At 72.4% G+C, this 14083-nt stretch carries 13 protein-coding genes; 6 read left to right on the top strand and 7 right to left on the bottom strand.

Going from position 1 to position 14083, the window contains the following annotated elements; translation table 11 throughout:
* Positions 1-326 precede the first annotated feature (326 nt).
* Positions 327-917: a lytic polysaccharide monooxygenase gene (locus ABZ721_RS30885; RefSeq protein WP_358792059.1), complete on the top strand. Its 591-nt coding sequence runs from the start codon at positions 327-329 to the stop codon at positions 915-917.
* Between the two features lie 100 nt (positions 918-1017).
* On the opposite strand, the gene ABZ721_RS30880 is transcribed toward ABZ721_RS30885, so the two are convergent.
* Positions 1018-2202, bottom strand: a complete 1185-nt coding sequence (locus ABZ721_RS30880; protein ID WP_358792058.1) for an SGNH/GDSL hydrolase family protein — start codon at positions 2200-2202, stop codon at positions 1018-1020.
* A gap of 81 nt (positions 2203-2283) precedes the next feature.
* The gene (locus tag ABZ721_RS30875) at positions 2284-2853 is read right to left on the bottom strand and encodes a TetR-like C-terminal domain-containing protein (RefSeq protein WP_358792057.1); all 570 of its coding nucleotides are present in this window, start codon (positions 2851-2853) and stop codon (positions 2284-2286) included.
* Positions 2854-2924: 71 nt separating this feature from the next.
* Between ABZ721_RS30875 and ABZ721_RS30870 the strand changes: the two genes are divergently transcribed.
* Positions 2925-3416, top strand: a complete 492-nt coding sequence (locus tag ABZ721_RS30870) for an FBP domain-containing protein (RefSeq protein ID WP_358792056.1) — start codon at positions 2925-2927, stop codon at positions 3414-3416.
* Between the two features lie 255 nt (positions 3417-3671).
* On the opposite strand, the gene ABZ721_RS30865 is transcribed toward ABZ721_RS30870, so the two are convergent.
* The 3 genes from ABZ721_RS30865 to ABZ721_RS30855 all read right to left on the bottom strand — a co-directional run bounded on the left by ABZ721_RS30865 (position 3672) and on the right by ABZ721_RS30855 (position 8174).
* Positions 3672-6107, bottom strand: coding sequence for a helicase-associated domain-containing protein (locus ABZ721_RS30865; protein WP_358792055.1), 2436 nt, complete (start codon positions 6105-6107; stop codon positions 3672-3674).
* 133 nt (positions 6108-6240) lie between these two features.
* On the bottom strand, positions 6241-6906 hold the full coding sequence (locus tag ABZ721_RS30860; RefSeq protein ID WP_358792054.1) for a Sua5/YciO/YrdC/YwlC family protein: 666 nt from the start codon (positions 6904-6906) through the stop codon (positions 6241-6243).
* A gap of 11 nt (positions 6907-6917) precedes the next feature.
* Entirely contained in the window at positions 6918-8174 is a 1257-nt protein-coding gene (locus ABZ721_RS30855) for a 2-isopropylmalate synthase (RefSeq protein WP_358792053.1), read from the bottom strand.
* Positions 8175-8444: 270 nt separating this feature from the next.
* Here ABZ721_RS30855 and ABZ721_RS30850 point away from each other — a divergent pair, with 270 nt between their 5' ends.
* Positions 8445-9173, top strand: a complete 729-nt coding sequence (locus tag ABZ721_RS30850) for a DUF6882 domain-containing protein (RefSeq protein ID WP_358792052.1) — start codon at positions 8445-8447, stop codon at positions 9171-9173.
* Between the two features lie 415 nt (positions 9174-9588).
* Positions 9589-10383 (top strand): VWA domain-containing protein, encoded by a 795-nt coding sequence (locus ABZ721_RS30845; protein ID WP_358792051.1) that lies wholly within the window; start codon positions 9589-9591, stop codon positions 10381-10383.
* Positions 10384-10490: 107 nt separating this feature from the next.
* Here ABZ721_RS30845 and ABZ721_RS30840 read toward each other — a convergent pair whose 3' ends face one another.
* The gene (locus ABZ721_RS30840) at positions 10491-11873 is read right to left on the bottom strand and encodes a diacylglycerol kinase family protein (protein ID WP_358792050.1); all 1383 of its coding nucleotides are present in this window, start codon (positions 11871-11873) and stop codon (positions 10491-10493) included.
* A 350-nt stretch (positions 11874-12223) separates the two neighbouring features.
* Between ABZ721_RS30840 and ABZ721_RS30835 the strand changes: the two genes are divergently transcribed.
* Positions 12224-12574 carry a VOC family protein gene (locus tag ABZ721_RS30835; RefSeq protein ID WP_358792049.1) on the top strand — a complete coding sequence of 117 codons (351 nt, stop codon included), beginning with the start codon at positions 12224-12226 and terminating at the stop codon, positions 12572-12574.
* A 69-nt stretch (positions 12575-12643) separates the two neighbouring features.
* Here the strand turns inward: ABZ721_RS30835 and ABZ721_RS30830 are convergent, their stop codons facing one another.
* The gene (locus ABZ721_RS30830) at positions 12644-12931 is read right to left on the bottom strand and encodes a hypothetical protein (RefSeq protein WP_358792048.1); all 288 of its coding nucleotides are present in this window, start codon (positions 12929-12931) and stop codon (positions 12644-12646) included.
* A 480-nt stretch (positions 12932-13411) separates the two neighbouring features.
* On the opposite strand from ABZ721_RS30830, the gene ABZ721_RS30825 reads away from it, so the two are divergent.
* On the top strand, positions 13412-13702 hold the full coding sequence (locus ABZ721_RS30825; protein WP_358792047.1) for a DUF3303 family protein: 291 nt from the start codon (positions 13412-13414) through the stop codon (positions 13700-13702).
* The last annotated feature ends 381 nt before the right edge of the window (positions 13703-14083 follow it).

The raw sequence follows: 14083 nt of genomic DNA, 5'->3' as shown, positions 1-14083 counted from the left end.
TACACCCCCCCCTCCAACTACCCCCCCTTGTTCGCAAACTCCCGCCCCCCCCCCCCCGGGGTTCGGGCGCCGCCCCCCCCCCCAACGCCGGCCTCGGCCGGTGCTTGAGCGAGCGTCCGCACTCGGGCCGGAGCCCTCAAGCTCCGGTGGAGTGAGGGACCTTCCGGGCCGGAACGGCCCTTGGCGACGTAGGTGGATGGCCGGAATTTGATGTGGACATGACCGAGTGTCGGGTCTAGGGTGCGACTTGGTCTAGACCTTCCGGTAGTGGTCTGGACCCTCGCAGCAATCCGCAACACCTCCCCCCACGTTGTCAGGAGTGCGTCATGCGCAAGAAGACTGGTGCGGTCGCGGTCGGCCTCGGTGTCGTGTGTGCGTTCACCCTCGCCACCGGCAGCGCGAGCAGCCACGGCTACATCAACACCCCGCCCAGCCGCCAGGCGCTGTGCGCCGCCGGCACCGTCACCAGCTGCGGTGACATCCAGTACGAGCCGCAGAGCGTCGAAGGCCCCAAGGGCTTCCCGGCGTCCGGGCCGGCCGACGGCAAGATCTGCAGCGGGGGCAACTCCCGTTTCGCCCAGCTCGACGCCCCGCGCGGCGGCACCTGGCCGGCCACCCGCGTGACCGGCGGACAGAGCTACTCCTTCACCTGGAAGCTCACCGCCCGGCACGCCACCACGAACTTCGCCTACTACCTCACCAAGAGCGGCTACGACCCCACCCGCCCGCTCACCCGATCGGCGTTGAACACCACCCCGTTCCTGAAGATCTCGTACAACGGGAGCCAACCGCCGGCCACCGTCGTCCACCAGGGCACGATCCCCACCGGCCTGACCGGGAAGCAGCTCATCGTCGGCGTGTGGACCATCGCGGACACCTCGAACGCCTTCTACGCGTGTGCGGACGTGCAGTTCTGATCCAGCGTCCGAGCGACGGCCGGGCCTGACCGGAACCCGCGCCCCTAGGAACACGCCCGCGCCGGCCCGCAGGGCCACGGGCAAGGCGGTGCGGAACAGATCAGGGGGCGGGTGCGGAGAAGGCCCGGTCGCCGCCGAAGGCGAGCTTCGCGAACCGTTCGCCGATCCGGCGGTGGGTGGCGGCGTCCGGATGGAGGGCGTCGGGCAGCGGCAACTCGGCCGCGTCCGCGGTGCCGTAGAGGTCCCGGCCGTCGAGGTAGAACAGGTGCGGGTCCGTCGCCGACCGCTGCTGCACGATCCGGGCCAGCTCGTCGCGGATCACCCCGAGCGTCAGCTTCCCGCTTGTGCGCTCCGCGGGGTCACCGGCCGCGCGGAAACGCAGCTGTCCGCTGCTGAGCGCGCTGAGGTCCGGGAGGCTGGGGCCGGGGGTGTCCTCGTGGATGGGGCACAGGATGGGGGACACGACCAGCAGCGGCGCGGTGCGGTGCCCCTCGCGGATGGTGTCGAGGAAACCGTGCACGGCGGGCGCGAACGCGCGCAGGCGCATGAGGTCGGTGTTGACCAGATTGATGCCGATCTTCACGCTGATCAGGTCGGCCGGGGTGTCGCGCAGGGTGCGGGCGGTGAACGGGTCGAGCAGGGCGCTGCCGCCCAGCCCCAGATTGATCAGCTCCACGCCGGCCAGGGAAGCGGCCAGCGCGGGCCAGGTCGTGCTGGGACTGGCGGCGTCCGAGCCCTGGCTGATCGAACTGCCGTGATGCAGCCACACCGCGCGCCCGCGGTCGGGTGCGGGCTCGACGGGTGCGTCGGTGCGCAGCGCGACCAGTTCGGCGGTCTCGTTGTGCGGCAGCCAGATCTCGACGTCCTTCGCACCGGCGGGCAGATCGGCGAAGCGCAGCGTGCCGACCGCGCCGGGCGTGGTGGTCGCGGACCCGGTGGTCATGTCCACGGTGAGGGTGCGGCCGCCGGGCACGGTGGCCCGGGTGACGAACCGGCCGTCGACGAGGAGGTCGTACTGCCCGTCGGGCCGGGGCGGGGCGCCCACGTAGACCCGCTTGGTACGCAGGGCGTCCAGCTCGATGGTCCTGGCCCGGGTGCGGAACGCGAGGCGAACGCCGGAGGGCTGCGCCTCGGCCATGGCCAGCTGCCCGTCGCCGCACTGCGCGCGGGCCCAGGCGGGCAGCCGGTGGGGCAGCACGCCGCGGGCGGTGGGCTCCAGTTCGAGGGCGCCCCGCACGAGGTCCGTGCTGATGGAGGTGGTGATCCAGTCGACGGCGGTCGGCATGGGGGCGGCCTTTCGGTCAGAAGGCGGACGGTGGGCGCAAGCGCGCACCGCGAGGGGTCGGGCTGCGGGCGGCCCGGGAGGTCAGGCGGTGGGCCAGGTCCGCAGGAGGTGGTCCAGCGCGTCCAGGACGCGGGACCAGCTGGCCTGGGAGTCGGGGGCGCTGTGGCTGAAGCCGCCGGCCGCTTCCAGGCTGACGTAGCCGTGGAAGACGCTGCCCAGCATCCGGACCGCGTGGGTCTGCTCCGGCTCCGCCAGGTCGTAGCCGCGCAGGATCGCCCGCATCATCGCGGCGTGCTTGACGCCCGCGCTGGCGGCCGCCGTCTCCGGGTCGAGCCGCAGCTGCGCCGCGGCGTACCGGCCGGGGTGCTCCTGGGCGTAGTCGCGGTAGACGTCGGCGAAGGCGGTCAGCGCGTCCCGGCCGGCCCGCCCCGCGAGGGCGGCTGCTCCGCGGTCGGCGAGTTCCTCCAGGGCGAGCAGCGCGATCCGGGTCTTGAGGTCGTGGGAGCTCTGCACGTGGGAGTACAGACTCGCGACCTTGACGTCGAAGCGGCGGGCCAGTGCCGAGACGGTCACCTGGTCAAATCCGACCTCGTCGGCCAGTTCGGCGCCCGCCTGGGTCACCCGCGCCGTGGTCAATCCTGCCCGAACCATAACCATCCTCTCCATTGCCTTCATCGAGTATGCATTTGCCTAAAGCCTTTAGGCAAATTAGCGTGGTCGGTATGAAGCCCCTGACCGAGCACGAGATCCGTGCCGCCTTCGTGAACTGCACCAAGGGTGAGGCCAAGCGCCTCTCCCTCCCGCGCGACCTGGCCGACCGGCCCTGGGACGACCTGGACTACCTGGGCTGGCGCGACCCGCAAGCCCCCGACCGCGCCTACCTCGTCGCCGAGCGGGACGGCCGCCTCACGGCCCTGGTCCTCCGCTGCCCCAGCACGCCCTCCGGATCGCTGCGCCGCAGCATGTGCACCCTGTGCGTCACCACCCACACGGGCGGCGTCTGCCTGATGGTTGCGCCCAAGGCCGGCCGGGCCGGGCAGCAGGGCAACACCATCGGCGCCTACATCTGCAGCGACCTCGCCTGCTCGCTGTACGTACGGGGCCGGAAGGATGCCGGCCCCGGCAGCCGGATGCACGAGACGCTGACCCTGGAGGAGAAGATCGCCCGCACCGCGGGGAACCTGGCGGCCTTCATCGCGAAGGTGACCGCATGATGCGCAACCGGCCGTAAGACTGCGACGCCCGGCCGCGGCCGACACCCCGCCCACCGCCGCGCACGGCGCGCCACCCCACGGCCGCGCACCGCAAGGCGGCGGGACCGGACTCGCGGCGCCCGTCAGGCGGCTCCGCCGGAGAAGCGCAGCTCGGGATAGCGGGCCGCGTAGTCGGTGGACGAGAAGTACGGCCCGCTCCCCGCTGAGATGACGGGGTGCCCGTCGTCGACACCGCACGCGAGGGGCGTGGACCACCTAGCGAGGTGCGGCCCGCAAGGACGTTCGCTGCATGGGGCCGGCGTCGGGGTGCAGCAGCGCCGCCGCCAGGGCGGGCGCGGTGGCCGGACCTGGGCCGTCGGGGGCGTGGGCCGGGGCGCCGTCGGGCAACCGGGGACGGGCTCGCTCCTGGGGAGCACGCTCCAGGACGGTGGTGCCGGTCTCCGCCTCCAACGTGGGCGTGTAGCCGGCCGCGCGCAATGCGGTCAGGGTGTCCTGGGGCGGTGCGGTACTGATCAGGACGGTCGGGGCGATGACGCGCAGTCCCAGTTTGGCCAGGCCGCGGGCGGCCGCGACTTCGGTGATCAGTTGCGGGTCATCACAGCGGATGCAGCAGGCCGAGCGGACCACCCGCAGTCGGCCGTGGGCCCGGGCGATGTCCTTGATGGTGTAGGTGAGGGGCTGCGGCAGCGCGGTGCCGTCCTCGCTGACCTCCGTCAGGCGCGTGAGCAGGGCATCGGCGCTCAGGCCGGTGTCGAAGGCACGGCGCAGCGAGGCGGGCGTGAGGCGCCAGACCGTGGCATGGCCGTCGGATTCGCGCTCCGCGCAGGTGGAGAGCAGGTCGGTGAGGTCAGCGGTGGCGGCGCCGGTGACCGTGGCGGTCAGGTCGGCCTGGAAGCGGGCCGTGGTGCGCGGCGCGGGCAGCACCGCCTCCAGGACCTGCTGCAGGTCCTGGACGGCCTCGGCCAGCGGAGGGCGCTCGGCGAGGTCCACGCCCGCGCCGGGGATCGCCGGGAAGAGGCGGGCGGCGCCCACCTGCAGCAGGTGGTGCACGGCGCGTCCGACGGCCGTGAGCGCACCGTGGGCGGTCACCCCGAGCCGGTCGGCCTCGGCCAGGGTGGCCCGGGCCCGCCCCAGCAGGTCGGCGGTGCCCAGCAAGGGGGTGAGGGACGGGCGGAACCAGACCACGCAGGCCAGCACTTCATCCCAGGCCTCGGCACTGTCGACCAGCCCCCGGTCGGCGGGCAGGGTGGCCAAGGCGTCCAGCAGGCCGTGACGCAGCACCGCCGCCCGCGGGTCGGTGGGCGCGACGAACGCCACCGGGCTCTGCTCGGTGTCCGCCGGCCAATAGGTGAAGACCTCGGGAACGACACCCCAGGTGGCCACCAGAGGCAGCAGCCGCTGGGCCGGCGAGCGGCCGCTCCACGTGTCGTAGCGGGCGGTGGGCAGCAGGTGCACCGGGGCCTCGGGGACGGGTCGGCGGCTGCGACGCGGCCTGGTCGGGGCAGGCGGCTGCTCCTGGTGCGGGCCGAGCAGATCAGCGGTGGCCGCCAGGTCGATCCACCAGCGGGTCTGGTCCTCGCTGAGCCCGGCGTCCTTGGCCACGCGCCGCGTCTCGCGCACGGCGATGCCGCCCGCCTTGCGGACCGCCAAGGGCTGGGCGGCCACCGCCCGCAGGACCAGATCCGCGGACCCGGCGGCGGAGGCCGCAGCCGCCTGCGCCTGGCCCGCGGCGCCGCGCGGCAGCGGCGCGGTGCAGGTGATACCCGGTGGCGTCAGGACGACGCCCGCGGGGGTGTTCTCCCGCAAGGCATGCGCGACTTCGTACGGCAGCTCCGCGAGGTCGGTGTCGACCGGCAGCAGTAGACCGTGGTGGGCCAGCCAGTCACTGCCGGGGTCACCCGAACCCCCGGGACGCTCGGTGAACTTGTCGTACGGTCCGGCATAGGTGCTGTAGCGGGAGACGAAGTAGCGGGTGCGCAGCAGCGGCGGCCCGGGCACCAGCTGGGCGAGCAACCGGCCGGCCGGTGGCGGGGCCTGCGCGGCCAGCGCCTGCACGCGGGCGGGGTCGCGCAGGAACGCGATGATCCGGCGCTGGGACTGATCACGGGTGGCGGCCCGGCCGACCCCCAGACGGTCGGCCAGCGCGTGCACCTCGGGAGCGTTGAACGCCGCGGACAGCAACTCCTCAGCGGTACGGCCATAACCCTGGAACTCGGCCGAGCTGCGGTGCAGCAACGCGGGCACCACGACCGAGCGAGCGTGCGGCGGCAGCACCAAGGCCCAGGCCGCCAGCCGCTCCAGCGCCTCCTCGACGGCCGCCCGTCCGGCGGCGTCGGGCGCGAGCTGCCGCAGTACCTCGGCCCGCGGGACCGCCCGATCCGCCGGATCGAACGCGGGGACGGGTGCGGGCTGATAGGAGCGCGACGGCGGGGGACCGGCCGGGGCAGGCCCGTGCTGGGTATCGGCGAGTTGCGCGACCGCTGCCAGCAGACGCAGGTCCCCGGTGGTCACCGACGCCAGCGCACGGCCGACGGACGCGTCGGTCAGCAGGTGCTCGGCGAGCCGCCCCCAGGTGTCGACCGGCCCGCCGTATCCGGCGGCCTCCGGCAACGACCGGGAATCCAGCAGAGCGGTCAACTGGTCCCGGGTACGCCCGGCGAGCCACTTCTTGAGGGCGGATGCGCTGTTCACCTCGACCATCGTAGGGGAGCCGGCCGGCCACCCGGACCCGGAGCAACGCGGGCCGCAGGCCGCGCCGCTGCGCGGCGTCGCGCTGAACGCCCGTCGGTGGGACGCCGCTGCGAGCCGGTCGGAACCGAGCGTTTCACCCTCGGGCGCGCCTCCGCAGCAAGTGGTCCACGTAGCTGCGGGGGTCCGGTCCGTGCGCGTGGTCCTGCGCGCCGTGGCGGATGTGGTGCAGGGCGCCGTCGGGCGTGATGCGCAGCATGGTGGTCGCGGCGTGCGGGACTCGGGGATCGCGCAGGTGGTCGGCGTCGGTGACGGGGATGTCGGGGCCGAACATCGCCGCGGCCCGCGCGGCGGTGGGGGCCGGCGGCTGCCCGGTGCGGTTGGCGCTGCTGACGTACAGGCGGGGGAAGCGGGCCAGCAGCGCGGCCAACGCCGGCCAGCAGGCCCCGAACAGCAGCAGATGGCCGTCACGCAGGGCCGGGGCAGCCCAGGACGGGAGCGGGCGCTCGGGGCGCACGGGCACCAGCAGGGTGACGTGTTCGACCCGCAGCAGATCCCACGCGGTGGCCACGGCGGCCGGGGTCAGGTCGAGGGCGGGGAGCAGCTCCGTCCAGGTGGTGGGCGCGTGGACCCACACCGCGACCTCCTGGTCGGCGGGCCGCGCCTTGGCCATGTTGACGGCCCGCGCCGTGGTGGCGGCCACGACGTACGTCAGCGGAGTGGGGTTGGGCAGGATCACGGCCCGCCCTTCGTGCAGGGCAGCAGCGGCGGGACCGGTCGTGAGCGGGGTGGTCGCGGGCATGGGGGATCCGTTCACGAGACGGGGGCGGCAGCGGGGGCCGGGGCGGTGGTGAGGCCGTCGAGGTAGGCGGCGAAGTCCGCGTCGGCGACGACCGCCTGCCCCCGGCGGTAGGCACGGTCCTTGACCCAGGCCAACGCGGCCCGGGTCCGGTCCGGGTCCAGGTCGTGGCCGAGCCGCGCGGCGACGGCCCGCACCACGCGCCCGCTGGCGAGGTGGGTCAGGACCACCGCCGGCGCCAACCCCAGGTGGTGCTGCGGGTCGTACGGCTGAAAGGTCTGCGGGTGGGTGAAGGGCGTGCCGGTGGAGATGGTGGCGACGCCGGTGCCCACGATCGGGGTGGTGACAGTCAAAGGCACCCCGGTCTCGGCGGACACCATCCGCGCGATCCCCGGCAGCCGGGTCAGGTCCGGCGCCGACCACCACGGCTCACAGCCCGGCCCCAGCACCTGCGCCGCCTTGGCCGGATCGTGGGCGAGCAGGAAGAGCAGTTGCTCGGTGGCGACCATGCCGCTGCGCTCGGCCATGCCCAGCCACGAGCAGGCAGCCACCCGGACCCCGGACTCCAGGGCGGCCAGGGTATTGGCCAGCCCCAGGCCGAGGTCGTTGTGCAGGTGCGACACCAGCACGGCCTCCGGTCCCGCCCCGTCCGCGACCTGCGCGAACAACGTGCGCGTCGGGCCCGGCAGCAGATCGCCGACCGTGTCGGCCAGGACGATCGTCCCCGCACCCTGGGCGGTCATCGCTCCCGCGTACTCGGCGACCAGGGCCGCATCCGCCCGCGGAGCGTCCACCAGGCACACGTCGACCGCGATCCCGTCCGCCCGGTCCACCGCCTCCTTGACCACCTCCAGGCCGCCGGCCAGCGCGGTGCGGGCATCGCTGTGCACCAGAGCGCCGGCGGTCGCCTCTGACGCCGCCACGATGACCATCACCCGAGCATGCGCCGCACCCCGGACCGCACGCAGGGCCAACCGCACGTCCGACCCGGTGCCCCGGCAGATCGCCGCCGGACTCACCGCCCCCTGCGCCTCCAACGCGACCTGCCGCGTCGCCTCGAATTCCTGGGCACACACCGACGGGAACCCGGCCGCGAACACCACATGCCGCGGGCCGTCGGCCCCGAACACCGCCCCCTGCTCCCGCGCCAGCCGCACCCGGAAGCCCGCGCTCATCAGCGTTTTGGCCTGCGCACCGTCCCTGGCCGACTCCTCGAAGAACACCACGCGCCCGGCCCGCGCCGACTCCCGCACCACGTCACCTCTGGCCACTGCTCCACCCCCCTCGCCACACGCCGGTCGTGCACCGCACCGACGTGATCACCGTGATGCGGATCGTAGATCGCCTGCGGGACGGGGGAGCAAAAAAGACCAATCGGTCCGTCAGGCTCGCATCCGTGTGCTAACTGCACTCCGCGGGAGCAGCGCCTGGTGCGTGATCACGGGCCGCGGCAGCCGGGGACGGGCCGCCGGCCCGACCGCACGGGCGGCCGACGGGTAGGTTGGGACGGGATGTCGAGGAGCCGAGAGCGAGGGTGTTGAATGCCGACGCCACGGATGCCGGACGGTGCGTTCAGCCGCACGTTCCAGGACGCGGGCGCGTACTACGCTGCTGCGGCGCTCGAGCAGCAGGCGACCTACCAGCGGTATCAGCCGACCGGTGGGGCATGGTCGCTGAGCTATGACACGAGCATGCTGCGGATCGGCGACGTGAGCGTGCACCAGTCGCCGCTGGGGTCGTTGGGACATGACGGCAGTTGGCTGTGGGCGTGGGGCAATGAGCGGACGCATCCACCGGGGGTGCCCCGGTTGGGCCCGGCGCTGTGGTTGCGGGAGTTCGGAGAGCGCAACGGGATCTACGAGTTCGTCCGACCGCGGCTCGAACTGGCCGCGTTCGCGGACCCTGTGGGGGCGGCGGAGCGGCTGGCGACGGTTGCCCTCGGTGCGTTGCGCACCCGCGGTTTCGCCAGTTGCCCGTTGGACAACGGTGCCCGGGCCTTCGTGCTGGTCGACGACGCGGCTGTGCCCGAGGCCGGGTTCGACCGGCGGGTGGTGAGCGGGATGTTCACGGTGGCCGTGCGGCAGTTTCCGTATGACCCGCGGCAGACCGCGGCCGGGTATCTCGCACGGCACGGTTTCACCGTCCGCCAGGCGGTGGCGGACGGGTCCTTGCAGGCGGAGCGGCACGACGGGACCACTGTGGCGGTGCGATTCACCGAGGAGGGCTCCTTGGCGGCGGTCTCGGTCGGCATGCCGCCGCCGGTGGGCTGACAGGGCACCGGCCCCGCATCCCGAGCCACCGGGACGCAATCGATCGAACCCGCGGTATGGCGGCCTGCGGTCCTCGCCGGGCAGCGACAGCCCCGATCGCCACCCGTTGCCAGTGCGCGTCTGTCGCCGACGGCCTCACCACTCCCTGCGGCGACCCACGACTCGTCCCCCTCACCAGTCAGGGCACAGCCTTACGCGCGAGGTCATGTGGGACGCCGGAGTTTCGCCGGATCCGTCGGGCACGCCGCCGTCGTGTCCGCCGGCTGCGGGCGAAGCGGACACCGGAGCCGGGTGGGTGCTCCGACTCGGTGCTCCCGTCGTCCATGGGGCACACCGTCCAAATCGGACCCGGAGCCTCCTGGTTGGCCGTACCGTTCTCCCAAGGTCGCTTTCGCAGCTCGCTCGGGGGAAAACCATGGTCATCGACTACATCAAGCGTGCAGCGGCCCCCGCCCCGGCGATCAGCTACATCAAGCGTGCAGCGGCCTCCACCCCGGCGATCAGCCTGGTGAAGGTGCAGGCCAGCGCGCCCCGGCTCGTCGACCTGTACAAATCAGCCCAGGTCTCGCTGGAGAAGGCGGGGATGGTCGGGCAGCGCGCCGCGGTCTATCTGGTCCTGGACCGCTCGGGCAGCATGCGCCGGTACTACAAGGACGGCTCCGTCCAGCATCTTGCCGAGCAGGCGCTCGGCCTGGCCGCGAATCTCGATGACGACGGCATCGTGCCGGTGATCTTCTTCTCCACGGAGATCGACGGTGTCGCCGACCTGGGACTGACCGACTACGAAGGCCGGATCGGCGCGCTGCACGCCGGCTTCGGCCACATGGGCCGCACCAACTACCACCTGGCCATGCAGGCGGTCATCGACCACTACGCCGAGTCGGGCGCCACCGACCCCGCCTTCGTGATCTTCCAGACCGACGGCAGTCCCAGCTCCCGGACCGCAGCCGAACATGTGCTGTGCACCGCCGCCCGGCTGCCGATCTTCTGGCAGTTCGTGGCCTTCGGGGACCCGAACGACCATCAGTTCGACTTCCTGCGCAAGCTCGACGAGCTACCGGTGCCGGCCAAGCGCGTGGTCGACAATGCCGGGTTCTTCCCCGCGGGCGACGATCCCCGCGCCTTGTCGAATGCCGACCTCTACCAACGGCTCACCCAGGAGTTCGCGTCCTGGGTCACCTCGGCGACAGCGGCGGGCATCGTCCGGTGACCTGGGCGTCGGCGCCAGCAGAGGCAAAGGACGGTTGCGGAGGGGTGCGGCGCGGTGCCGAGCGCCGCGCCGCCCGGCCTTGTCGAGTGCCTCACCACCCGTCGGGATCAGCCCTGGCCCTGCGCGGGTGCGCCGCCTGACGTGCTCGTTCGCTTCCCCCGGTCAGAATTCGACCGGGCGCGGCCGGCGGCCAGGGCGATGATGTGCCGCCAGTCCAAGGGCGGGGCGGCGACCGGCCCGCCGGGACGGTTCCTGGGGACCCGCACCCGCAGTGCGCCCGGCAGGATCCTGCAGGTGATCGGGGTCGACAGGACCAGGGCCTCCCCGTCGACGGCGATGGGAACGGTCTGCGCAGCGGCATGGATCGTTACCTCCGGTGCCGTCAGGACGTGCAGTCCGGTCGCCTGGCCTCCGCGCAGTGCCAGCTCCGCCGCCTGCGCCGAACCGTCCACCCGGATACTGAGCACGCCCAGGGTGCCCCGGTCCAGCCGGGGTCGGCGGCCGGCGGTGAGCGGATCAGCGGCGGCGTACGGGTTGTTGCTGACCAGAAGGGCCTGCTGCGATGTCAGCCGGGTGCCGCCCACCTGGACGTCGAGCCGCTCGCCCCGGTCGCCGAGCAGCAGGTCGGGCAGCGCGTTCAAGGCGGTGCCCGCCTTGGCCGCACGGTACTCCGGACTCTGGATGACCTGCGCGTAGGCGCCGAACGAGGCCGTGTTGACAAACGGGTGGTCCGCCACGAAGCCGAGGTCGACCGTCACCTCCTCGCCATCGGTGAGCGCGTCCAGGCAACGTGTCGGGTCGGCGCGGTCCAGACCCAGGTCCATGGCGAAGTGATTGCGAGTTCCCGCACTGATCACCATGAACGGGAGGTCGTGTTCCGCCGCGACCGCGGCGACCAGGGCTTGGGTGCCGTCACCGCCCGCCACGCCGAGCAGGTCAGCCCCGTCGGCCACCGCCTGGCGCGCCAGGGCGGCCACATCGGTATGCACGGACGGGTCCAGCAGGAGCACCCGCGCACCCAACCGCTGGGCGCCCTGCACCAACCCGAATCGGCCTACCTTGCCGCCGCCGGACTGCGGATTCATGATCATCACCGGCCGCACCGGCGGGGGACAGGCGATCGCTGCCATGCCCCGCTGAGGCCGTGCCCGGCGCAGCGCCGAGCGCGCGCAGGCCACTGCGGCGCCACCGAGCAACAGCGAACCCAGGGCCACGACCCAGAGTCCTGTCCGGGCGTAGAACACCAGTACCGCCCCAGGGCCCCCGACGGCGAGCAGCACACCCGCCGCGCGCAGAACGCCCCGATGCGCCAGCACCCACCAGGCACCCACCGCCGCGACCACCAGGCCCGCCAATCCGATCACGAGGACCAGCAGACCGCCTGCCCCGGTGAACGCGAGCAGCAGGGCCACGGCCGCCAGCGCGCACACCAGCGCCAGCCGCGCCAGCAGCCGGGCGCCTGCTGTTGTGCCTGCCCCACTCGTGCCCATCCGCATTCCTCCAAGGCGGGACGGAAAGGAGTCGCCCGGCCCCGACGGCGAAGCGCTCCGACCGCCGTCGCGCTCCGTAAGCGGTCGAGGACAACCTCCCCGGGGTATTCGGCCCTATACCGTTCGCCGACCCCGGCCGCCCGTTCCACTCGAACGGCCGAACCACATTCCGCCGCTGCTTCCCGCGCGCGGGGTACTCCTTCTCCGCATAGGTGCGTATGGGGTTATTTTAGACGGGTGGGGTCGGCTGCGCGGGTGCGGCCGCCTGCCGGCAGGTCGCAGATGTCAGCGCGTCGGACGGCGATGCGTGGCATCGCCCCTCCGGCCGAGCCACCCCATAGCTTTACGTCATGATCAATGGTGGGCATGTCATTCTCTACAGCCGCTATGCGGAAGCCGACCGGGCTTTCTTCCGCGACGTGCTGGGCTACCCGCACGTCGACGCGGGCGGCGGCTGGCTGATCTTCAAGCTGCCGCCGTCGGAGATCGCAGTGCATCCCGCGGACACCGCGCAGTCGCACGAGTTCTATCTGATGTGCGATGACGTCGAGGCGACCGTGGAAGAGCTGGCCGCCCAAGGCGTTGAGTTCACGCAGCCGGTCACGGATGCGGGGTGGGGCCTGCTGACGAGGCTCCGGCTGCCGGGCGGTGGCGAGGTGGGCATGTACGAACCACGCCACGCGCGAGCAGCCGACCTCTGAGGCGCTGTCTGTTGGTGCCTCACGGCACCGGTCAAGCTCGTCGGCGCAGGGTGGGAGAGGCTGCGGCGCTCACACGTCGTACGGGTCGCTCTCGTCGGTGACGTGCTTGCAGCTCATGCAGGACCAGCCGCGGCCGTTCCAGTAGGACGTGTCCGCCTGGCAGACCGAGCAGTTCTTCCGCTTCACGGGCTTGGTCTGCGTGGTCTCGGGGGCCTTGATGCGGAACCGGTCGTTGGCCCAGTACGCGGGGTCCGTCTCGCCGAAGGCGGGGGCTGGAGGCGGTGCGCCCTCCGGCGCGGTGATGCGGAATCTGTCCTGCGCCCAGTAGGCCGGGTCGGTCTCGTCGAGCTTGCCCATCACTACCCCGCTTGGTTGCCGCAGCTGTTACAGACGTACACGGACCCATTGTGAACCATGGAGCCGCCGCAGATGTCGCACGTGATATTGCGCAGGACGGCCAGCCGTCGCACGTTCGTGATCAGTCTCGTCACCGTGTCTCCTGGGTTGGCCTGATCACAGCCGCTGCCTCGCTATCGCCCATGGACGGCGACGAAGGACCGAGCTGATGGTTTCCGCTGACCGGTTGGCCCCGGGCATCGTTCGATTCCTGCCCGGCAGCCGACGCCTGTACGCATTCGGCGAGAGAGGTCCCGCCGACGCGGGCCGGCCGTTGCCGGAGCGACGACGTCGCAGCGACCGGATCCGTGAACCGCACGAGGCGATGCTTTGCCTGTGGTCATTGTGATACGGGGATAAAGGGGGGATTGTTGAAGTATGTGCGGCCGGGAGTCACCGGTGCCGCGAGAGCACCCGTCCGGTCAGGAAGGGGTGAGTCGCGTGCGCGTACTCATGCAGGTGGAGTTCGACACCGAACGGTCCAATGAGGCCATCCGCAGCGGCACCATCGAGAAGTCGCTGCAGTCCGCCATGGAGATGCTGCACCCGGAAGCCGCCTACTTCGGCCCGCTGAACGGTTGCCGTACGGCGTTCCTGGTCTGCGACCTGGCGAACCCGTCCGACATGCCGAAGGTCACCGAACCGTTCTTCCAGGATTTCGGAGCCACGGTGCGGTGTACGCCCGTCATGAATGTGGAGGATCTCCACGAGGGCCTGGCGGCCCTTGGCTGACAGGTGCGCGGTCCCCGCCGGGCGGCCCAGGTCGGTGATCACGGGGCGGGCCGACCTCTGCCCCTGTCGGGCGCCGTGGGCGCGGCTCCGGTCGCGAAGCGTCCCGTGCGCGAGGTCGGCCCGCCACCGGGACCCTGGTCGCGGGCACCGCGCGGCTACGGGGCTGCTCTTCACCCCGTAGGCGACGGAACCTTCTGCGAACTGCTCGGACAGTTCCCGCAGGGTCCGGAAGGCTTCAGCTTTCTGGCCGCGCTGGGTGAGGCCGGAGCTGACGTAGCCGCCACGTGCTGGCACAACCGGGTGATGAGCGGAGGAGGACCCCCGCTCAGCGGCGCCCTTGCCTGCCGGGGTGACCGCGCGGGAGAGTCCGCTCGGGTTGCG

It is taken from the genome of Streptomyces sp. NPDC006733, assembly GCF_040636125.1.
Taxonomy (GTDB): Bacteria; Actinomycetota; Actinomycetes; order Streptomycetales; family Streptomycetaceae; genus Actinacidiphila.
Note: the sequence above shows the minus strand (reverse complement) of the source record. Positions and strands in the feature narration are given on the sequence as shown.